Genomic DNA, 20,198 nt, shown 5'->3' with positions numbered 1-20,198 from the left:
CCCTGGTGGCGTTGAAGACCGCGCTCGTGGCCCAGGGCCTGCGGGTGCGGCTGGACAAGCGCACCAAGAACCTCAAGGCGCTGCTGGAGCGGGCCGGTGCCGCCGGCTACGGCCGGTTCGCCTTCGTGACCGATGACACCGACCCGGCCGAGCTCGTCTTCAAGCCGCTGGGCGACTGAACGGTCGGTGAACGCTGGGGCGACGGGACTTCAGTCCTAAAGCGGCCCGCGCGCTCGATCACTAGACTGTTCTCGGACTGGAACACAGCGACGTCTTCCTCAAAATCCACTCGGACTAAGAAATCCAAAAATAGATCGACAGACAAACAGGAGATAGTTGTGGCTCTTATTGACGCAGTTGTTGCACGCGAAATCCTCGACTCTCGGGGCAACCCGACCGTCGAGGTCGAGATTCTGCTCGAGGACGGCACGCTGAGCCGTGCCGCCGTACCGTCCGGCGCCTCCACCGGCGCCTTCGAGGCTTACGAGCTGCACGACGGTGACAAGAAGCGGTACCTCGGCAAGGGCGTGCTCAAGGCCGTCGGCTCCGTCACCGACGAGCTCGGCCCGGCCGTGGAAGACCTCGATGCCGCTGACCAGCGGATCATCGACATGGTCCTCAACGAGACCGACGGCACCGTCAACAAGGAGCGCGTCGGCGCGAACGCCATCCTCGGCGTGAGCCTGGCCGTCGCCAAGGCCGCCGCCAGCTCGGCCGACCTGCCCCTCTTCCGCTACCTCGGCGGCCCGAACGCACACACCCTGCCGGTGCCGATGATGAACATCATCAACGGTGGCTCGCACGCAGACAACGACGTCGACATCCAGGAATTCATGGTTGTCCCACTCGGCGCGCCCACCTTCAGCGAAGGCCTGCGCTGGGGCGTTGAGGTCTACCACGCCCTCAAGGGCCTGCTGAAGAGCAAGGGCCTCGCGACCGGCCTCGGCGACGAGGGTGGCTTCGCCCCCAACCTGCCCAGCAACCGTGCGGCCCTCGACCTCATCGTCGAAGCCATCACGCTCGCCGGCTACACGCCCGGCACCGACATCGGCCTGGCACTCGACTGCGCCGCCACCGAGTTCTTCAAGGACGGCGTCTACCACTTCGAGGGCAAGGAACTTTCTTCCACCGAGATCGTCGCGTACTACGCCGAGCTCCTCGAGGCGTACCCGCTCGTCTCCATCGAAGACCCGCTCGAGGAGGAGGACTGGGAAGGCTACGTCCACCTCACCGCGCAGCTCGGCGACAAGGTGCAGATCGTCGGAGACGACCTGTTCGTCACCAACCCGATCCGCCTGGCCAAGGGCCTCGAGATCAAGGCCGCCAACTCGATCCTCATCAAGGTCAACCAGATCGGTACCCTGACTGAGACGATGGACGCCGTCGCCCTCGCCCAGCGCGCCGGCTACACCACCGTCATCTCGCACCGCTCCGGTGAGACCGAAGACACCTTCATCGCCGACCTCGCCGTCGCCACGGATGCCGGCCAGATCAAGACCGGTGCCCCGGCCCGCAGCGAGCGCGTTGCCAAGTACAACCAGCTCCTGCGCATCGAAGAAGAGCTCGGCGAGGCCGCGGTCTACGCCGGCCGCTCCGCGTTCCCGCGCTTCAAGGCGTAATCCCGCAGTATCCCGCACCACCGCGAAGACCCCAGCCCCGTCGGGCTGGGGTTTTCTGCTGCGGTACCACCGGCGCAGCCCCCTGCGGATTTGCACAGGATCACGTTCCCTGCTCCCGTGTCGGAGCGCGGCGGCGGAAAGATCTGGCACTCTAGAACAGGAGAAGTCTGCCGCCGGGCGCCGCCGGCAGCACGGGGAGGAGAGTCACATGACGAAGAACGGCTCCGGCATGACCCCGCCCCGCCTCCCCGAGCCACGCCGTCCCACGTCGACGCCCGCTGCCAGGTCCACGGCCACACCTGGCGCCGAAGCCGGCACCGCCACGAGCACCCGGGCCACATCGAAGCCGACCGGGAAGACCCGCACCACCCGGCAGCCGGTGCAACTCGCCAGTACCGAAACCGCTGCAGGCAACTGGTTGCGGGGCCTGCGGCTGTCGGGGTTCTCCTTCGTGATGATGGGCATCCTCGTGCTCGCGGTGGTCGTGCTCGCCCCGAGCGTGCGCACTTACGCCGAGCAGCGCCAGCAGATCGACGAACTCCGGTCCACCGTCGCAGCGCAGGAGGCCGAGGTCGACAACCTCAAAGACGAGCGGGAACGCTGGAACGACCGCACCTTCGTCACCACCCAGGCGCGGGACCGGCTCTCCTACGTGATGCCGGGTGACATCAGCTTCCTGGTGCTCAACGACACCGGGGCCACCGTCGACGGCTCGGCGGACACCGCCGCCGTCAGCACCGCCATCCAGGACACCGAGGTCGACTGGGTCGACTCCATGTTCCGATCGGTGATGACCGCCGGACTCGCTCCCCAGGAGGCAGCAGAATGACCAGACCCCCGTTCGATCCCGCCAGCGAGTGGGACATCGCCACGGTTTCCGCCCAGCTGGGCCGCCCCGCCCGGAACGTGATCGGCATTGCCGCCCGCTGCGTCTGCGGCGCGCCCACCGTCGTCGCGACCGCCCCGCGCCTGGAGGACGGCACCCCGTTCCCCACCCTCTACTACCTGTCGCACCCGGCCGCCACGGCCGCACTGTCCTTCCTGGAGGCCACCCAGGTGATGAACGAGTACAACCAGATGCTCGCCGATGACGAAGACCTGCGTGCCCACTACCGGGCCGCGCACGAGAGCTTCCTGCACGACCGCGAGATGATCGGCGTTGTGCCCGAACTCGCCGGCGTCTCTTCCGGCGGTATGCCGGTGCGGGTCAAGTGCCTGCACGCCCTCGCCGCGCACTCCCTGGCCGCCGGCCCCGGCGTCAACCCCATCGGCGACCTGGCCCTGCTCCGCGCCGCCTGGTCGCCCTCGGTCTGCGAATGCCTGGACTACGCCCCGCCGGTGGCGCCGCCGGCCGACGCGTGATCCGGCGCCGGCGCCGCCCCCTCGCCGTCCTCGCCCTCGTCCTGGCGGCGGTTGTTCCCGTGGTCGCCGCCGGCGGGGACGCCCCGGCGGCCCGCGCCGATCAGGTGCGTGACCTCGAATACTGGTTGAACGACTACGGGTTCACCCAAGCCTGGGCCACAAGCAAGGGCGCCGGCGTCACGGTCGCCGTCATCGACACGGGTGTCGACGGCAGGGTCGCCGAACTCGGCGGCGCCGTAGTGGGCGGCACGGATGTCTCCGGCATCGGCGCGTCCAACGGCCAGACGCCGGTGGGGGAGGACAACGAGCACGGCACCCTGGTGGCGTCGCTGCTCGCCGGCCGCGGCACCGGCACCGACACCGGCCTGATCGGCGTCGCCCCGGAGGCCTCGATCCTCAGCGTCTCGGTTGCTTTCGGCACCAGCGGTGCGCAGCTGAGCAACGACGACCAGATCGCCGAGGGCATTCGCTGGGCCGTGGACAACGGCGCCGACGTGATCAATATGTCCCTGACCCGCAACACCCTGGACTGGCCGACCAGCTGGGATGACGCGTTCATGTACGCCTTCGAGAACGACGTCGTGGTCGTCGCGGCCGCCGGCAACCGGGGGAGCGGCACCACCGAAGTGGGCGCTCCGGCCACGATCCCCGGCGTGCTCACCGTCGCCGGCGTTGACCGGTCGAAGGAGGCCAGCTTCGACGCCTCCTCGCAGGGCATCACCATCGCCGTGGCGGCGCCGAGCGAGAAGCTCGTCGGCGTGGCACCGGGCGGTGGCTACCTGCAGTGGGACGGCACCAGCGCGGCGGCCCCCATCGTGTCGGGCCTGGTTGCGCTGGTGCGAAGCGCGTACCCGAAGCTGGACGCCGCCGGGGTGATCAACCGGGTCATCGAGACCGCCAACGCCAACGGACACACCGTGCCGAGCCCGATCTACGGGAACGGGCTCATCGACGCGGCCGGAGCGGTGACGGAGTCGGTGCCGAAGTCGACCTCGGCGACGCCGACCGAACTGCTGCAGGAGTGGATCACGCTGCACCGGCGGGCGGTCACCGCGCCGGTCACCCCCACCGAACCGGCCACCGTGGCCCCCGTCGTGCCTGACCCCGACCCGGCCCTGCCCGAGCGGAACACCTCTGCGGCCTGGCTGCCGAGCCCGCTCACCCTCACCTATGTGAGTCTGCCGCTCGCCGTGCTGGTGGGGTTTGGTATCCTTGTAACGCTGTTCGGCATTGGGGCCACGCGGCATTTCAAGCGAATTCGTTTCAAACAATAAATCTCGCGTATCCAATCCTTGTAGGAGGCCTTCTAATCGTGCCCAAAATTCTCATCGTCGGTGGCGGCTACGCGGGGTTCTATACCGCCTGGAAGCTGGAGAAGTGGCTGCGCCCCGGCGAAGCCGAGGTCACCATGGTCGACCCGCTCCCGTACATGACCTACCAGCCGTTCCTCCCCGAGGTGGCCGCCGGATCGATCGATCCCCGCCACTCGGTCGTGGCCCACCGCGCCCACCTGAAGAAGACCAGCGTGCTCACCGCGAAGGTCACCCACGTGAACCACGCGGCGAAGACGGCGACCATCACGCCTCCCGTCGGCGAGCCCTGGGAGTTCGCCTACGACATCGTCGTGGTGACCGCCGGTGCCGTATCGCGTACCTTCCCGATCCCGGGAGTGGCCGACCAGGCCATCGGCCTGAAGACCATCGAAGAAGCCGTCGCGATCCGCGACAAGGTCCTCACCAACTTCGACAAGGCGGCGCAGCTGCCGGCCGGCCCCGAGCGCGACCGCCTGCTGACCTTCGTGGTCATCGGCGGCGGCTTCGCCGGCATCGAGGTCTTCGCGGAACTGCGTTCCTTCGCCAGCTCACTGCTGACCAAGTACCCGGAGATCGCTTTCGAGGACACCCACTTCCACCTCATCGAGGCAATGGGCCGCATCATGCCCGAGGTGTCCGAGTCGACCGCGCTCTGGGTCATCAAGAACCTCGCCGAGCGCGGCGCTGAGGTGCACCTCAACACCCAGCTCACCTCCGCCGTCGACGGCGTGATCGAGCTGTCCACCGGTGAGTCGTTCGAATCCGACCTCATCGTCTGGACCGCCGGCGTGATGGCGAACCCGGGGATCGTGCGCAACACCGACCTGCCGATCGAAGAGCGGGGCCGCCTGAAGGTGCGCACCGACCTGCGCGTGGGCACCGAGGACGAGATCATCGAGGGCGCCTGGGGCGCCGGAGACATCACCGCCGTTCCCGACCTTTCCGGTGGCGGCGTCGGCGGCTTCTGCGTTCCCAACGCGCAGCACGCTGTGCGCCAGGGCAAGCTCATGGCCAAGAACATCGTCGCGGTCCTCCGCGGTGAAGGCACCGTGGAGTACAACCACAAGAACCTGGGCGCCGTCGCGGGCCTCGGCGTGGGTATCGGTGCGTTCCAGTCCGGCAAATTCGCCATCAAGGGCTTCCCGGCCTGGGTCGCCCACCGCGGCTACCACGGCCTGGCCATGCCGAGCTGGGAGCGCAAGATCCGCGTCGTCGGCGGCTGGGTGCTCAACGTCTTCCTCGGCCGCGACATCGTGTCGATCGAAGCCGTGCAGACGCCTCGCGCCGTGTTCGAGCAGTTCGCCTCCCGCCCCAAGCCGCCGGTGGCCGCCACCGCCGCGGTCCCTGCCGAGGTCAAGGCTCCGCGCGCCCCGCGCAAGGCGCCGGTCAAGACGCCCGTCGAGGTCGCCGCTGCCGAATCCGGCACGGAGAGCGTCGTCGCACCGTAAAGTCACCAGTGGATGCCGCACCCGCGTGCGGCATCCACTCGTGATGCCCGGCTAGTCCGGGCGTGCCCCCGTAGCCCAACCGGCAGAGGCAGGCGACTTAAAATCGTCACAGTCTGGGTTCGAATCCCAGCGGGGGCACCATCACGTCAGCGCAGGGCTGGACGGACGAAGCGCTGCCAGGCCCAGACGGCCACACTGACGCCCGCGAAGGCCACTGCGGCCACCCCGAGCAGCCGCACTGTGCCGTCGCCGGCCCAACCGACGAAGGTGGGCGAGAGCAGCACGAACAGGGCCAGGTAGGCCGGCACGGCCAGTGCCGCCCAGATCGGCGGCGACCAGGCCAGGATGCTGCGCCCGCTGGTGCTGCCCACCGGGATCAGGACCAGGACGGCCGAGCCGATCGCGGTGAGCACGACGGTATTGACGAACTCCGCGGCGAGGGCGCTGACGAACCCGTCGGCCGTCAGCAGGGTCCCCACCACGAGCAGTCCCACCAGGCCGAGGGCGAGCAGGCTGCCCGCCCGCACCGCCGCCAGCTTGCCCCGCTCCGCCGCCAGTGGGCCGGTGCGCACGACGACGCTGCCCAGCAGGCCGAAGAGCAGGGCCGGATGCAGCTCGAAGGCGCGGGAAGCCAGGGCAGTGATGGCCACCAGCACCAGGTAGCGCGGCAGGACGGTCGTCGTCACGTCCAGGTGCAGCGCCCGGGAGCCCCACCACTGGGGTACCAGCAGGGCCACGGCGTTTACCACGGCCAGCGCGAGCAGCACGGCAAGCAGCAAGCGCAGGTAGTTCGGCGATCCGGCGACCGGACCGGAGAGCAGCACGAAGACCGCCGCCGCGAGGATCGCGGCTGCGCCGACGACCCACTGCGCGAGGTTCACCGTCGGTGCCACCTCGAAATCGTCCCGCGGATGATTGCGGCCCGCGAACCGGTGCCCGCTGAAGACGGGTCGGCCGCCCCTGGCCCGGGAGATGGTGCCGGCCAGGAGCCGGGCGGGAACGACGAGCAGCAGCAGCGCGCCGAGGGTGAGCAGGCCGGCCTGCAGCCACGGGAACTTCGCCACCGTCCACGGCGGGATGACAGCGGTACTGAACTGGGTGGGATCACTCCAGCCGCCCGGCACCGTCAACTCCGGCGGCGCGCCGGCCGAGGCGTCCGGGCCGACCGGGGCGGGAACGGCCGGCGTCGGACTCGGAGACGCGGTGCCGGGACCGGCGGTGGCGGGAGGCGTGGCCGACGGGGCGGGTGTGGCCGGAGCCGTCGTCGAGGGGGCGTTCGTGGGGCGGGGCGTCGCCGTGGCGGTGGGCTTCGGGGTCGGAGTCGGCGTTGCGGTCTGGGCGGGCGTGGCGGCCGCCACACCGTAGCGGACGGTGATGGCCGGACTGCCCGCACTCACGTTGCCCGCGGCATCCTGCTGCACGGCGCGCAGGGAATACCAGCCGGCCGCGACGCCGGACCCGGAGCAGGACCAGGTGCCCCCGGCGACCACGCTGCTGCACACCGAGTACGCGCCGGCGAAGACCGTGACGGTCGAGCCGTTCTCACCCTCGCCGAAGTACTGGGACCCGGTCAGGGACAGGGTAATTCCGTCCGTGGGACCGGCCACGACGGGCGAGGCCGGGGCGTCGACGTCGATGAGCAGGGACACCGGGGCGCTGGCCGGCGAGGAGGCCGGGGCGCTGAAACCGGTCTGCTGGGACGCGGTGAGTTGGTCCGGTCCGCTGACGAGGCCGCCCGGTAGCAGGCAGGCCCAGGCGCCGGACGAGTCGGCGGTGAACGAGCAGCTCTGCCCGCCGGCCAGGGTGGCGGTGACCGTGGCGCCGGGGTAGCCGGTGCCGCGCACCAGTCTGCTCGTGGTGGAGGTGCCGGTGGCCCCGCCCGTGACGGTGGGGGCCTGCAGGACCCGCACGTTCTGCGAGGCGGAGTAGTTGGATTGCCCGGAGGCCACGACCCGGAGCTGAATGGCGGGCCCGCTGGGCAGCATCACGTCGGAGCAGCTCCACGCTGCCGTGCCGTCGGCGGCGACGATGCAGAGCGGATCGCCGCCGGCGGGTGAGAGCAGCTGGATCTCGTGGGACAGATCGCGTGTGCCGGAGACACTCGTGCTGCCGCCGACGAAGCTGCCCGCCGCCGGGCTGACGATGGTGGGAGGAGAAAGCGGCGGCGCCTCCGAGGGCGTGGGCGTGGGCGTTGGCGTGGGCGTCGCTGTTGGGGTAGGTGTTGCCGTCGACGTGGGCGTGGCTGACGGCGTCGGCGTCGACGATGGCGTGCCGGTGGGCGTCGGCGCGACGGACGGCGCAGGGGCGGCGGTCTGCGGCGGGGCCGTGCTGGCCGGCGGTGCGGGAACGGTCGACTCTCTGGGCGTGGGCGTGGGCGTAGGCGTCGGTGTCGGTGTGGCCGTCGCCGTGGCCGTCGGTGTGGGCGTCGAGGTCGCGGCCGACACCGGTGCCGCCGGGGACAGCAGGGGAACGCTCAGCAGCAGGCCCAGCACTGCCGCGGCCAGCAGCGGAGCGCGCTCATGCCGGCGACGGGGTCGGTCGACCGGACCGTGCGCGCGGCTGCGACGTTGCTGGAACATGAACCCCCTCAGTCCATTCCACGGGCCATGGGGACGAATGTCAACGCGGCGCGCCTCCGGCCGACGAATTCTCGGCCCCGTTTCCACCGGCGTTTTGGGGGTCGCCGCCTCCGTGCTTCCGGTACGGCATACTGGCGACTGGGCCGACCGCACCATCACCGCCGACATCGACCGCGAGGGCACCACGTGACGACAACATCCCCCCTCGACCTTTCCGTCCGCCCGGATGCCGCGCCCTGGCTGCACCCCGCCGCCTATTGGCCCGGACTCACGGACGCCACCCGAGGGCTCGACACCCCGGTCGCCGCTCTGCACCTGGACGCGTTGCGGCACAACACCCACGACATGCTTGACCGCGCCGCCGGTACGCCGATCCGCATCGCCAGCAAGTCGCTGCGCGCGCGCGGGGTGCTCGAGGCCGCGCTCGCCCTGCCGGGCTACCGCGGAGTCCTCGCCTACACGCTGGCCGAAGCGCTCTGGCTGGCCGAGAGCATCGACGACGTCGTGGTCGGCTACCCCAGCGTCGACGTGTCGATGATCCGCCGGCTGGCTCGCTCCGCCGAACTCGCCGGCCGGGTGACCCTGATGGTCGATTCGCTCGACCACCTGGACGCAATCGACGCGGCCATCCCGCCGGTGAGCCGGGAACGCATCCGCGTCTGCCTCGAACTCGACGCCGCCTGGCATGCGCCGGTGCTCGGCCGGCTCGGCGTGTGGCGCTCGCCCGTGCACACCCCGGACGAGGCGAGGGCACTGGCCGTCGCAATCGGAGCTCGGCCCGGCTTCGACCTGGTGGGGCTGATGTCCTACGAGGCCCAGATCGCCGGGCTGGTGGACCAGCCGGCCGGACATCCCCTGCGGGGCAGGGTGAACCGCTGGGTGCGCAACAACTTCATCGTCGAGCTCGCCGGCCGCCGGGCGGCCGCGGTCGCGGCCGTGCGACAGGTCGCCGACCTCGAGTTCGTCAACGGCGGCGGCACCGGCTCGCTGGAGAGCACCTCCGCCGACACCTCGGTCACGGACATCGCCGCGGGCAGCGGTTTCTTCGGCGGCCACCTGTTCGACAACTATTCCGGGTTCCGTCCGGCGCCGGCGGCCGCGTTCGCGCTGTTCGTCGCGCGAAAACCCAGCGCCGGGATCGCCACCCTGAGCGGCGGCGGGTGGATCGCGTCCGGTCCACCGGGCGCCGATCGCCTGCCGCGCCTGGTCTGGCCGGAGGGGCTCGGCATGGTGGCCAGGGAGATGGCGGGAGAGGTGCAGTCGCCCGTCACCGGCGCTGCGGCCCGCGACCTGCGGGTCGGCGAGAGGGTGTGGCTGCGGCACACCAAGTCGGGGGAGCTGAGCGAACACGTCAACGAATTCGCCCTGGTCCACGACGGCGAGGTGGTCGACATGCTGCCCACCTACCGAGGCGAAGGGAAGGCCTTCCTGTGACCGCCAGCGGCGCCCTCTGGCGCAACTGGGCGCGCAGCCAGTCGGTGATCCCGGCCCGCGTGGAACGGCCCACCAGCGCCGAAGCGGTGCAGCGCGCCGTGCTCGCCGCGGCCCGCACCGGTTCCCGGATCAAGGCCGTCGGCGCCGGGCACAGCTTCTCCGGCATCGCCCTGGCGCCCGGGGTGCAGCTCGACCTCGACTTCACAGGCATTCTCGCCGTCGACGAAGCCGCCGGCCGGGTCACCCTGGCGGCCGGCACCCGACTCCATCAGTTGCCGGCGCTGCTGAAACCGTACGGCCTGGCCCTGGAGAACATGGGCGACGTGGACCGGCAGACCCTCGCCGGCGCCACCTCGACGGGCACACACGGCACCGGTGGAGCCTTCGCCGGCCTGGCCGCCCAGATCGTCGCCGTGACCCTCGTCACCGGGGACGGTTCGCTGCTCACCGTCAGCGAGACCGAGAACGCCGCCCTGCTGCCCGCCGTGCGGGTGGGTCTCGGCGCCCTCGGCATCCTCGTCGACATCACCATCCAGTGCGTGCCGGCCTACCTGCTGCACGCCGTGGAGACCACCGAACCCTTCGACGCGGTGCTGGCGGCCTACCCCGAGCGCAGCCGCGCCGCCGACCATTTCGAGTTCTATTGGTTCCCGCACACCGACGCCGTGCTGACCAAGACCAACACCCGCCTGCGGCCCGGCGCCTCCCGGGCACCGCTGGGCCGGATGCGCCGCTTCGTCGACGACGAACTCCTCGCCAACGGTCTCTACCGGAGCAGCTGTGCGGCAGGCCTGCTGCTCCCGGCGCTGGTGCCGCGGGTCAACCGCCTGGCCGACCGGCTCTCCGGCAACCGCACCTACACCGATTACTCACACCGGGTGTTCACCACCAACCGGTCGGTGCGCTTCCACGAGATGGAATATGCGCTGCCGCGCGAGCAGGTGCCGGAAGCGCTGCGGGAGGTGCGCGCCCTGATCGAGAAACGCGGTTGGACGATCTCCTTCCCCCTGGAGGTGCGCTCGGCCGCCGCCGACGATATCTGGCTCTCCACCGGTTTCGGCCGCGAGACCGGGTACATCGCCGTGCACCGGTACTACCGCGAAGACCCCCGCGAGTACTTTGCCGGGGTCGAGGCGATTATGCGTGCGCACGGCGGACGCCCACACTGGGGGAAGATGCACGATCTGGATGCCGACACCCTGCGCGGCAGCTACCCGCACTTCGACGACTTCCTCGCCGTGCGGGACCGGCTCGATCCGGAACGTCGCTTCACCAACCGTTACCTGGAAAGAGTCCTCGGCCGATGAACAGCAACACCTTCGCCTCCCGCGCCTGGCAGCACCGAGCGGGAGAGCTGGGCGACCGGCTGCCCCGCGGCCTCACGATCGGCACAGCGACCTCCGCGTTCCAGGTGGAGGGCGGCGCCCGCGACGGCGGCCGCGGTGAGTCGAGCTGGGACGTGTTCACCCGACAGCAGGGCCGTATCCTGGACGGCCAGAACGCGTCCATCTCCGCCGATCACATCGGCAACCTGACCGACGACGTCACCCTGCTGCGCGAATTGGGCGCTGACCTCTACAGCTTCTCGTTCGCCTGGCCGCGACTCCAGCCCGACGCCCGCGGCGCCCTCAACCGCGCCGGGCTGGCCTTCTACGACCGGCTGCTCGACCAGCTCCTCGGCAACGGCATCAGTGCCATGGCCACGCTTTCGCACTGGGACCTTCCGCTGGCCCTGAAGGGCGGCTGGCTGAACCGGGACACCGCCATGCGCTTCGGCGACTACGCGCACCAGATGGGTGAAATCTTCGGCGACCGGATCGACGCGTGGGTCACTCTCAACGACCCCGCCACCGTGACCCTCAACGGCTACCTGACCGGCGTGCACGCGCCCGGCCAGGCGCTCCTGTTCGACGCGTTGCCGGCCGCCCACCACCAGCTGCTCGGCCACGGCGTTGCCGTGCAGGGCCTGCGCGCCGCGGATGTGCGCGGCGGGATCGGCATCCGCAACCAGCACACCCCCGTCCAGCCCAGCACCGACCGGGAGGCCGACCGGGATGCTGCGGAGCTGCTCGACCTGCTGCACAACCGGCTGTTCGCCGACCCGGTGCTGCTGGGCCGTTACCCCGACCCGGGAGGCGTGTTCGAGAGCGAACTGCGCTACCTGCACGAGACCGACCCGGACGACCTGCGCACCATCCACCAGCCGCTGGACTTCTACGGTGTTGGCTACACCCAGCCGAGCCGAGTGGCCGCCGGCGCCGCCGGCCCGGTCAGCGCCCAGCCGGGAACGGACACCGCTGACATGCCGGTACGGACCCTGCCGCTGCACCTGGAGGCGTACCGCGAGCACCCGGTCACCGGGTCCGGGGTGCCGAACGCGCCGGAGTACCTGCCGGTGCTGCTGGCGGACCTGCGGGACCGTTACGCCGACCTGCTGCCGCCGGTCTACCTCACCGTGGGGGCGAGTTACCCCGATCGAGCGGATGTGCGCGGCGCGGTGACCGACCTGGCCCGCATCGATTACCTCGCCGAGCACCTCGTCGCCGCCGCTGAGGCCGTAGCGCCCGGTGGCCCCGCGGAGGGCGTGGCCCTGCGCGGTGTCCTGATCTGGTCGCTCCTGGATTCCTTCGAGTGGACCGCCGGCTACACGCAGCGCTTTGGACTGGTCGCCGTCGACTTCACCGACCCGTCCCGCCCGCGCACCCCCAAGCAGTCCTACCGCTGGTTGCAGCAGGTGCTCAGCAACCGTTAGGGCGTCCGGCGGCGCAGGGTGGCCGAGGCCAGGATCACCGCCCCCACGATCCAGGCCAGGATGATGAGCAACTCGCCGAGGACATAAGCGTCGTCCTCGCTCCCGGTGGCGATCGCGTTCAGCGCGTCGACGGCGTGCGAGAGCGGTAACCAGTCGCTGAGTACGCGCAGCACGTCGGGGAGTTGGTCGCGGGGCAGGAAGATGCCGCCGAGCAGGATCTGCGGGAACACGATCACCGGCATGAACTGCACGACCTGGAATTCGGTGCGCGCGAACGCGCTCGCCAGCAGGCCCAGGGTGGTGCCGAGCACAGCGTCCGCGACGGCCACGGCCACCAGTAGCCACACCGGACCCTCGATGTCCAGACCGCACACCGTGATGGCGAACAGCACCGCGATGCTGGACTGCAGGACCGCGAGCAGCCCGAACGCGAGCGTGTAGCCCAGGATCAGGTCGCCCTTGCCCAGCGGCATCGACAGCAACCGTTCAAGGGTGCCGGTGCGCCGCTCCCGCAGGGTGGTGATGCTGGTGACCAGGAACATCACGATGAACGGGAACAGCGCGATCATCGCCGGCCCGACGCTCTGGAACACGGTGGTCTCCGAGAAAATCCAGGCCACCAGCCCGATGAGCAGGCTGGGCACCAGCAGCAGGAGCGCGATGGTGCGCGGATCGTGCCGGATCTGGCTGAGCACCCGGCCGGTGGTGGCCAGGGTACGCGACGGCGTCATCGGGGTTCCTTCCGGGCATCGGGATCGTCGTCGCCGATGAGGCGGAGGAAGGCGGCGTCGATGTCGGCGGTGCCAGTGGCGGCGAGCAGCCCGGCCGGGGTGTCGTCGGCCAGGATGTCCCCGTCCCGCATCAGCAGCAGCCCGTCGCAGCGGGCGGCCTCGTCCATGACGTGGCTGGAGACGAGCAGGCTCGTGCCGCCGGCTGCCAGGCCGTGGAACAGCGTCCACAGGTCCCGCCGGAGCACCGGGTCCAGGCCCACGGTCGGTTCGTCCAGCACCAGCAGTTCGGGGGAGCCCAGCAGCGCCACGGCGAGTGACACCCGGCTGCGTTGCCCGCCGGAGAGCGACCCGGTGAGCTGACGGGCGCTGGCGCCGAGGTCGGTCTGCTCGATCACCCGGGCCACATCCGACCGGCCGGCGCCGAGCACCGCCCTGAAGTAGTCCAGGTTCTGCCGCACCGTGAGGTCGTCGTAGACGCTGGCATCCTGGGTGACGTAGCCCACCCGGCGGCGAAGCCAGGCGGACCCGGCCGGCCGGCCGAGCACGGTCACGGTGCCGGACTGCACGACCTGCACGCCGACGATGGCGCGCATCAGGGTGGTCTTGCCCGACCCGCTCGGTCCGATCAGGCCCACGACCTGCCGGGCCGGGATGCGCAGGCCGAGCCCGTGGAGCACCGGATGCGTCCCGCGGCGGGCGTGCAGGTCCGCCACGATCACCGCCGGTTCCGCAGGAGTGTCCATGACTGCATTATTCGCCGGTCAGCGCGGAAAGTCACGTAACCGGCGGGGAGGTTGCTTGGAGAGTGATGGGAAGGACATGGGAGCCACAGATGCCTTGGTTATGATTGCTGCATCGCACACATGCTGCGGCGGCCGCCTCGTGCGATCCGTCTCGCACGTTCAATCGCAAGGAGACGCTGCCATGGAATGGCTCATCCCGGTCCTCATCGTTGTCGCACTCATTGCAATCGCGGGTATCTACCTGTGGGCGACCTATAACTCCCTCGTGACACTGAAGGTGCGAGTGGATGAAGCGTGGAGCGACATCACGGTGCAGCTCAAGCGTCGCGCCGACCTGATCCCGAACCTGATCGAAGCGGTCAAGGGCTATGCGGCGCACGAGAAGTCGGTCTTCGAGAACGTTACCCGCGCCCGCGCCGAGACCCTCTCCGCTCAGGGCCCCGTCGACGCCGCGGCTGCCGAGAACCACATGCAGACCGCCCTGAAGAGCATTTTCGCCGTCGCCGAGGCGTACCCCCAGCTGCAGGCCAGCCAGAACTACCTGCAGCTGCAGGGCGAGCTCGTCGACACCGAAGACAAGATCCAGGCGTCGCGCCGGTTCTACAACGGCGGCGTGCGTGAGCTGAACACCAAGATGCAGACCTTCCCGAACCACCTGTTCGCGAAGCAGCTCGGCTTCAGCCAGCGCGAGTTCTTCGAGGTCACCGACTCCGCGGCCATCGCCGAGCCGCCGCGGGTGCAGTTCTAGCCCGGCTTTTGTGACCGCAGTACCGAAGAGGACCCATGTATAGCGCGATCGCGCGGAACAAGCGCAACACCGTCGTCATCATTGTGCTGTTCCTGGCCATCATCAGCGGCCTGGGCTGGCTCGCCGGGCTCGCCTATGGCGTGCAGGGCCCCGGCGTGCTCATCCTCACTCTGGTCATCGCGGGCGGCTACGCGCTCATCCAGTACTTCGCCGCCGGTCGGCAGTCGATCGCGATGAGCGGCGGCATCCCGGTGAACAGCGTCACCGACCACCCCCGGCTCTGGCGCATCGTGGAAAACCTGTCGATCACCACCGGCACGCCGATGCCCGAGGTGTACATCATCAACGACCCCGCGCCGAACGCCTTCGCGACCGGGCGCGACCCCAAGCACGCCATCGTGGCCGCCACGACCGGGCTGCTCGACATCATGGACGACGCCGAACTCGAGGGCGTCATGGCACACGAGATCGGCCACGTGCGCAACTACGACATCCGCGTGTCAATGATCGTCTTCGGGCTGGTCGTGGCCGTCGGGTTCATCTCGGACATCTTCCTGCGGATGGCGTTCTTCGGCCGCGGCAACAACAACAACGGCAACCCCGTGGTGCTGGTGTTCGGCCTGGTCGCCATGATCGTGGCCCCGCTGATCGCTTCCGTGGTGCAGCTGGCCGTGTCCCGGCAGCGTGAGTACCTGGCGGATGCCACCGGCGCGCTCACCACCAGGCACCCGGATGCGCTCGCCAGCGCGCTGGCCAAGCTCGGCGAATACGGCCGCCCGATGCGGAAGCAGAACACCTCGATGGCGCACCTCTGGATCGCCGACCCGCTCAAGCCGGGCGTGATGGACAAGCTCTTCGCCACCCACCCGCCGCTGGCCGAGCGCATCGAACGCCTGCACGCGATGGGCCGCAAGTTCTAACCCCGGCCGGCTGAGCCCAACTGTTCCCAATTCGGACAAGTGGTCCCGGCACACCGGGACCACTTGTCCGCACGGGCAACAGTTGCGGGCTGGGAACGGTCAGCGGGCCAGCTCGGCAGTCAGGCCGGCGGCCAGGTTGCCGCGGGGGGCCACTTCGATCCCGGACAGGCCCTGCCAGGCAGCCGTGCTTCGCAGCACCTCGGCCAGGCGCGTGGCGGTGTCGGCGGGAGCGGCGTCCTCGGCCCAACTGGCCTGCACCCGCAGCGCGCCGGCCTGCCGGTCGTTCTTGAGGTCGACGCGGCCCACCAGGGTGTCGCCGAGCAGCACCGGCAGCACGTAGTAGCCGAACCGGCGCTTCTCCTTGGGCGTGTAGATCTCGATCCGGTAGTGGAAGCCGAAGAGGCGCTGGGCCCTGGCGCGTTCCCACACCACGGGGTCGAATGGACTGAGCACCGCGGCCGCGTTGACCCGGCGCGGCAGCCGGGCATCCCGGTGCAGCCAGGCCGCGCCGGGGGCACCGTTCCGCCCCCAGCCGGGAACCTGCACGGGAAGAAGCTCGCCGGCGTCCTCGAGCTCGGCGATGGCGGCGCGGGCGGGCTCGGTGCGCAGCCGGAAGTAGTCGGCCAGGTCCGTCACCGTGCCGATGCCGTGCGCCCGCGCGGCCTGGGCGATGAGCACCCGGTGTGCGTCGGCCGCCGGGACGTCCCGGTCGAGTAACTCGGGGGAGAAGACCTGCTCGGGCAACGCGTAGACCCGCTCGAAGCGTTCTCTCCCGCCGCTGACCACATCCCCCCACCGGAACAGGGTCTCCAGGCCGATCTTCACGTCTGACCAGCCCCACCACGGCCCGCGGTTCTTGTTGGCGTCGTGTTCGATGGCGCTGGCGCGCATCGGACCGTTGGCGGCCAGCTCGTTCCGGAGCCAGGCGAGCATCGGGGCGTTCTCCTGCGACCAGTGCGCATCGTCGGCGGCCGCCTTGTCGCGGTAGGCCTGCATCCGCCAGCGGAACAGGGGCCAGTCGTCCACCGGGATCAGGGACGCCTCGTGCACCCAGTACTCGGTCAGGCGGGGGTTCGCGCCGCTGCTGAGCCGGTCGAGCTGGGCCTTGTCGTACGGGCCGAGCCGGCTGAACGCGGGCACGTAGTGGCTGCGCTCGAACACGTTGACCGAGTCGATCTGCAGCAGCGCGAGCCGGTCAACCAGGGCGCCGAGCTGGCGGATGCCGGGCGCGGCCGCGCCGGGAGCGGGCGCCGGCCGGCCGAAGCCCTGAGCGGCCAGGGCGATGCGGCGGGCAAGGGCGGGGGAGATCGTCTGGACCACGTGTCGACCCTACCGGCGGACGCCGACACGGAACGTTCACACGTCGTTCAGGGGCACGGCGGCCCGAGGACATTCCCCGCTCCTAGCCTCTCAGCGACCGGTTACCCGGCACCCGACCTGTTCACAACGGAGGAACCTTGCCCAGCACCCGAACCCTGGCGACCACCATCGCGGCGACCGCAATCGTCGCCCTCACCCTGACCGGCTGCTCCGGCGCAGCCGATGCCGCCGGCACCGCCGACGCCGTCGACGCGGCCGCGGCGACCAGCCTGACCGCGTTCGGCGACCTCGCCGGCCTCGAAGCCGCCGCAATCGAGGAAGGCGCGCTGAACGTCATCGCCCTGCCGCGGGACTGGGCCAACTACGGCGCGGTCCTGGACCTCTTCGCCGAGAAATACCCGGAGATCACCATCACCGAGGCCGCCCCGGACGGCTCCAGCGCCGAGGAGATCCAGGCGGCCGAGAACCTGGCCGGCCAGGACACCGCACCCGACGTCTTCGACCTGGGCCTGGCCGTTGCCCTCTCCAGCACCGACCACTTCGCCCCGTACCAGGTGGCGACCTGGGCCGACATCCCCGACGCCCTGAAGGAAGAGAGCGGCCTGTACGTGGGCGACTACGGCGGCTACCTGGCCGTCGGTTACGACCCGGACGCCGTTCCGGCGCCCGAGGAACTCAGCGACCTGCTGGGAAGCGAGTACTCGGGCAAGGTCGCCATCAACGGCGACCCGACCCAGGCCGGAGCGGCGTTCGCCGCCGTCGGGCTCGCGGCCGTGCAGAACGGCGGGGCCGTCGACGACTTCCAGGCCGGCATCGATTTCTTCAGCGACCTCAACGCCGCGGGCAACTTCGTGAAGATCGACCCGACCCCCGCCACGATCGCGTCGGGCGAGACCCCGGTCGTTCTCGACTGGGACTACCTCAACGTGGGCTACGGCACCCAGCTGGAGGGTGAGCGCAACTGGGAGGTCGTGGTCTTCCCCGGCACCGGCTACGCCGGCTACTACAACCAGGCCATCAACAAGGATGCGCCGAACCCCGCAGCCGCCCGGCTCTGGCAGGAGTTCCTCTACAGCGACGAGGCCCAGAACCTGTGGCTGGAAGGCGGCGCCCGCCCGGCGCGCGCCGACGCGATGGCCGAAGCCGGCACCATCGACACCGAACTGTTCGAGGCCCTGCCCGAGGCTCCGGAGACCACCGTCGTTCCCACGGCGGACGAGAGCGAAGCCGCCGCGACGCTCCTCGGCGAGAAGTGGGCAGCGGCTGTCCAGTAGGTTCCGTGTGCCGGCAGCAGCCTTCGGGCTGCTGCCGTTCGCGGTCTACGTGGTGCTCTTCCTCGCGGTGCCGACCCTGATCGCCGTCGGCACCGGGTTTCTCGACACCGACGGCGGTTTCACGCTCGACACCGTCGCCACGCTCGGGGACCCCGTCGTGCTCACCGCGTTCGGCAGTTCGATCTGGCTATCGGCGCTGACCGCGGTGATCGGCGCCGTCGTGGGCGCCCTGGTCTGTTACGCGCTGCTCGGTGCGGCGCCGGATGGGCCGCTGCGCTCCACGGTCGACTCGCTCAGCAGCGTCATCGCCCAGTTCGGCGGAGCCATGCTCGCCTTCGCGTTCACCGCGACCATCGGCATCCAGGGCATGGTCACGCTTGTCCTGCAGGAACGCCTGGGCATCGACATCTTCGCCGACGGCGTGTGGCTCTACGAGCTTCCCGGCCTGGTCCTGCCGTACATCTACTTTCAGGTTCCCCTCATGGTGATCACCTTCATGCCGGCCCTGGCGTCGCTGAAGTCGACCTGGGCGGAGGCCAACGCGACCCTCGGCGGTACGACCAGCAGCTACTGGCTGCGCATCGCCGTCCCGGTGCTGGCACCGTCGTTCCTCGGCAGCCTGCTGCTCCTGTTCGCCAACGCGTTCTCGTCGTATGCCACGGCCGCCACGCTCATCAGCCAGGGCGCCCAGATCGTGCCCCTTCAGATTCGTTCCGCCCTGACCAGCGAGACCATGTTGGGCCGGGAGAACCTGGCCGGCACGCTGGCGCTCGGCATGATCCTGGTGATGGCCGTGGTGATGACCGGCTACTCCCGGTTGCAGGCCCGGGCAGCCCGGTGGCAGCGATGAGCGGGGGACTGCGATCGGTGGGCGGCGTCGCCCACGCTCCCGGCCGGCCGGCCAGAACGCTGATCCTCGGTCTGGTCGGCGGCATCTTCGCGGTGCCGATCCTCGCCATGGTGGAGTTCACCCTGCGGCGCGGCCTGGCCGGCGGGTACGACGTGCACCGCTGGACCGAGCTGCTCCAGGGCGGGCTCACCGGTGAATGCCGCCCGGTGCTGGTGGCGCTCGGCAACTCGGTGGGCCTGGCCGTGGGCACCGTGCTGATCGTCCTCGTGCTGCTGGTGCCTACCATGCTGCTCGTGCACATCCGCTTCCCCCGGCTGCGGCGGGTGCTGGAGATCGTCTGCATCCTGCCGATCTCCATCCCGGCCATCGTCCTGGTGGTGGGACTGGCGCCGGTGTTCTCCGTCGTGGCCCGGGTCTTCGGCAGCGGCGTCTGGTCGTTGGCCCTGGCGTACGGCATCACGGTCCTGCCCTTCGCCTACCGGGCGATCCAGTCGAACCTGGACGGCGTGGACGTGCGCACCCTGACCGAGGCGGCCCGCACCCTGGGCGCCGGTTGGGGCAGCGTCCTGCTGCGGGTTCTGGTGCCCAACCTGCGCCGGGGCATCCTGGCCGGCGCGTTCATCGCCGTGGCGGTGGTGCTGGGCGAATTCACCATCGCGTCGCTGCTCAACCGGGTCAACCTGCAGACCGCGCTGGTGGTGGTGGGCAAGAACGACCCGTATACCGCGGTCATCCTCTCGTTGATCGCGCTGTTCGTGGCATTCCTGCTGCTCCTGGTGATCGGGCGGCTCGGTGCCCCGCGCGGCACGAGCCGGCGTCGCCGGCCGATCAGCCGGGCCGCATCCCCGACCCCATCCCCGACAGCAACCCCGACCGGAGCCCGACCTTGAGCCAGACCCAGACCCAGACCCTGACCCAGACCCGCACCGGCGCCGTCGTGCACTTCGCCGGGGTGGTCAAGAGGTTCGGCACCCACCCGGCGCTGACCGACTTCGACCTCACCCTGAAAGCAGGCGAGCTGGTGGCCCTGCTCGGCCCCAGCGGCAGCGGCAAGACCACCGCGCTGCGGGTGCTCGCGGGCCTGGAGTCCACCGACGACGGCCGC

19 protein-coding genes, 1 tRNA gene and 1 pseudogene are annotated in these 20,198 nt (G+C 70.2%); 17 read left to right on the top strand and 4 right to left on the bottom strand.

The window, feature by feature from the left end; all coding sequences use genetic code 11:
* The 7 genes and pseudogenes from JWP54_RS00230 to JWP54_RS00200 form a co-directional block, all read left to right on the top strand.
* A pseudogene (locus JWP54_RS00230) lies at positions 1-179 on the top strand (histidine--tRNA ligase); the annotation flags it as partial.
* Positions 180-338: 159 nt separating this feature from the next.
* On the top strand, positions 339-1,619 hold the full coding sequence (eno, locus tag JWP54_RS00225; protein WP_297366175.1) for a phosphopyruvate hydratase: 1,281 nt from the start codon (positions 339-341) through the stop codon (positions 1,617-1,619).
* A gap of 208 nt (positions 1,620-1,827) precedes the next feature.
* Entirely contained in the window at positions 1,828-2,448 is a 621-nt protein-coding gene (locus JWP54_RS00220) for a septum formation initiator family protein (protein WP_297366174.1), read from the top strand.
* A complete protein-coding gene (locus tag JWP54_RS00215; protein WP_297366173.1) occupies positions 2,445-2,981 on the top strand; it encodes a DUF501 domain-containing protein in 537 nt (178 codons plus the stop codon). Before JWP54_RS00220 ends, JWP54_RS00215 begins: the two co-directional genes overlap by 4 nt.
* Complete coding sequence (locus tag JWP54_RS00210) at positions 2,936-4,255, top strand: S8 family serine peptidase (protein WP_297366172.1); 1,320 nt, start codon at positions 2,936-2,938, stop codon at positions 4,253-4,255. The genes JWP54_RS00215 and JWP54_RS00210 overlap by 46 nt, the downstream gene beginning before the upstream one ends.
* Before the next feature lie 38 nt (positions 4,256-4,293).
* On the top strand, positions 4,294-5,742 hold the full coding sequence (locus tag JWP54_RS00205) for an FAD-dependent oxidoreductase (protein WP_297366171.1): 1,449 nt from the start codon (positions 4,294-4,296) through the stop codon (positions 5,740-5,742).
* Between the two features lie 64 nt (positions 5,743-5,806).
* Positions 5,807-5,883 (top strand) — tRNA-Leu (locus tag JWP54_RS00200).
* A 5-nt stretch (positions 5,884-5,888) separates the two neighbouring features.
* On the opposite strand, the gene JWP54_RS00195 is transcribed toward JWP54_RS00200, so the two are convergent.
* On the bottom strand, positions 5,889-8,321 hold the full coding sequence (locus JWP54_RS00195; protein WP_297366170.1) for a hypothetical protein: 2,433 nt from the start codon (positions 8,319-8,321) through the stop codon (positions 5,889-5,891).
* A gap of 37 nt (positions 8,322-8,358) precedes the next feature.
* On the opposite strand from JWP54_RS00195, the gene JWP54_RS00190 reads away from it, so the two are divergent.
* The 4 genes from JWP54_RS00190 to JWP54_RS00175 are packed head-to-tail and all read left to right on the top strand — an operon-like array spanning position 8,359 to position 12,507.
* On the top strand, positions 8,359-8,511 hold the full coding sequence (locus tag JWP54_RS00190; protein WP_297366169.1) for a hypothetical protein: 153 nt from the start codon (positions 8,359-8,361) through the stop codon (positions 8,509-8,511).
* On the top strand, positions 8,508-9,755 hold the full coding sequence (locus JWP54_RS00185; RefSeq protein ID WP_297366168.1) for an alanine racemase: 1,248 nt from the start codon (positions 8,508-8,510) through the stop codon (positions 9,753-9,755). The genes JWP54_RS00190 and JWP54_RS00185 overlap by 4 nt, the downstream gene beginning before the upstream one ends.
* A complete protein-coding gene (locus JWP54_RS00180) occupies positions 9,752-11,062 on the top strand; it encodes a D-arabinono-1,4-lactone oxidase (RefSeq protein WP_297366167.1) in 1,311 nt (436 codons plus the stop codon). The genes JWP54_RS00185 and JWP54_RS00180 overlap by 4 nt, the downstream gene beginning before the upstream one ends.
* Positions 11,059-12,507 (top strand): glycoside hydrolase family 1 protein, encoded by a 1,449-nt coding sequence (locus JWP54_RS00175; RefSeq protein WP_297366166.1) that lies wholly within the window; start codon positions 11,059-11,061, stop codon positions 12,505-12,507. The genes JWP54_RS00180 and JWP54_RS00175 overlap by 4 nt, the downstream gene beginning before the upstream one ends.
* Here the strand turns inward: JWP54_RS00175 and JWP54_RS00170 are convergent.
* Complete coding sequence (locus JWP54_RS00170; protein WP_297366165.1) at positions 12,504-13,238, bottom strand: ABC transporter permease; 735 nt, start codon at positions 13,236-13,238, stop codon at positions 12,504-12,506. The genes JWP54_RS00175 and JWP54_RS00170 overlap by 4 nt on opposite strands.
* Positions 13,235-13,981 carry an ABC transporter ATP-binding protein gene (locus JWP54_RS00165; RefSeq protein WP_297366164.1) on the bottom strand — a complete coding sequence of 249 codons (747 nt, stop codon included), beginning with the start codon at positions 13,979-13,981 and terminating at the stop codon, positions 13,235-13,237. The genes JWP54_RS00170 and JWP54_RS00165 overlap by 4 nt, the downstream gene beginning before the upstream one ends.
* A 181-nt stretch (positions 13,982-14,162) precedes the next feature.
* Here JWP54_RS00165 and JWP54_RS00160 point away from each other — a divergent pair, with 181 nt between their 5' ends.
* Together JWP54_RS00160 and JWP54_RS00155 are read left to right on the top strand one after the other, a co-directional pair.
* A complete protein-coding gene (locus tag JWP54_RS00160; protein WP_297366163.1) occupies positions 14,163-14,729 on the top strand; it encodes a LemA family protein in 567 nt (188 codons plus the stop codon).
* 35 nt (positions 14,730-14,764) lie between these two features.
* Positions 14,765-15,649, top strand: a complete 885-nt coding sequence (locus tag JWP54_RS00155; protein WP_297366162.1) for a M48 family metalloprotease — start codon at positions 14,765-14,767, stop codon at positions 15,647-15,649.
* 99 nt (positions 15,650-15,748) lie between these two features.
* Here the strand turns inward: JWP54_RS00155 and JWP54_RS00150 are convergent, their stop codons facing one another.
* Positions 15,749-16,969: a crosslink repair DNA glycosylase YcaQ family protein gene (locus JWP54_RS00150; RefSeq protein ID WP_297366161.1), complete on the bottom strand. Its 1,221-nt coding sequence runs from the start codon at positions 16,967-16,969 to the stop codon at positions 15,749-15,751.
* A gap of 137 nt (positions 16,970-17,106) precedes the next feature.
* Here JWP54_RS00150 and JWP54_RS00145 point away from each other — a divergent pair, with 137 nt between their 5' ends.
* From JWP54_RS00145 to JWP54_RS00130, 4 genes are all read left to right on the top strand, one after another.
* The gene (locus tag JWP54_RS00145) at positions 17,107-18,243 is read left to right on the top strand and encodes an ABC transporter substrate-binding protein (protein ID WP_297366160.1); all 1,137 of its coding nucleotides are present in this window, start codon (positions 17,107-17,109) and stop codon (positions 18,241-18,243) included.
* Between the two features lie 7 nt (positions 18,244-18,250).
* Positions 18,251-19,093: an ABC transporter permease gene (locus tag JWP54_RS00140; protein ID WP_367274156.1), complete on the top strand. Its 843-nt coding sequence runs from the start codon at positions 18,251-18,253 to the stop codon at positions 19,091-19,093.
* The gene (locus JWP54_RS00135) at positions 19,090-19,983 is read left to right on the top strand and encodes an ABC transporter permease (RefSeq protein WP_297366159.1); all 894 of its coding nucleotides are present in this window, start codon (positions 19,090-19,092) and stop codon (positions 19,981-19,983) included. Before JWP54_RS00140 ends, JWP54_RS00135 begins: the two co-directional genes overlap by 4 nt.
* The coding region (locus JWP54_RS00130; protein WP_297366158.1) for an ATP-binding cassette domain-containing protein at positions 19,980-20,198 on the top strand (219 nt) is incomplete at its 3' end. The genes JWP54_RS00135 and JWP54_RS00130, both read left to right, overlap by 4 nt.

It is taken from the genome of Cryobacterium sp., from assembly GCF_025463825.1.
Lineage (GTDB): Bacteria > Actinomycetota > Actinomycetes > Actinomycetales > Microbacteriaceae > Cryobacterium.
Note: the sequence above shows the minus strand (reverse complement) of the source record. Positions and strands in the feature narration are given on the sequence as shown.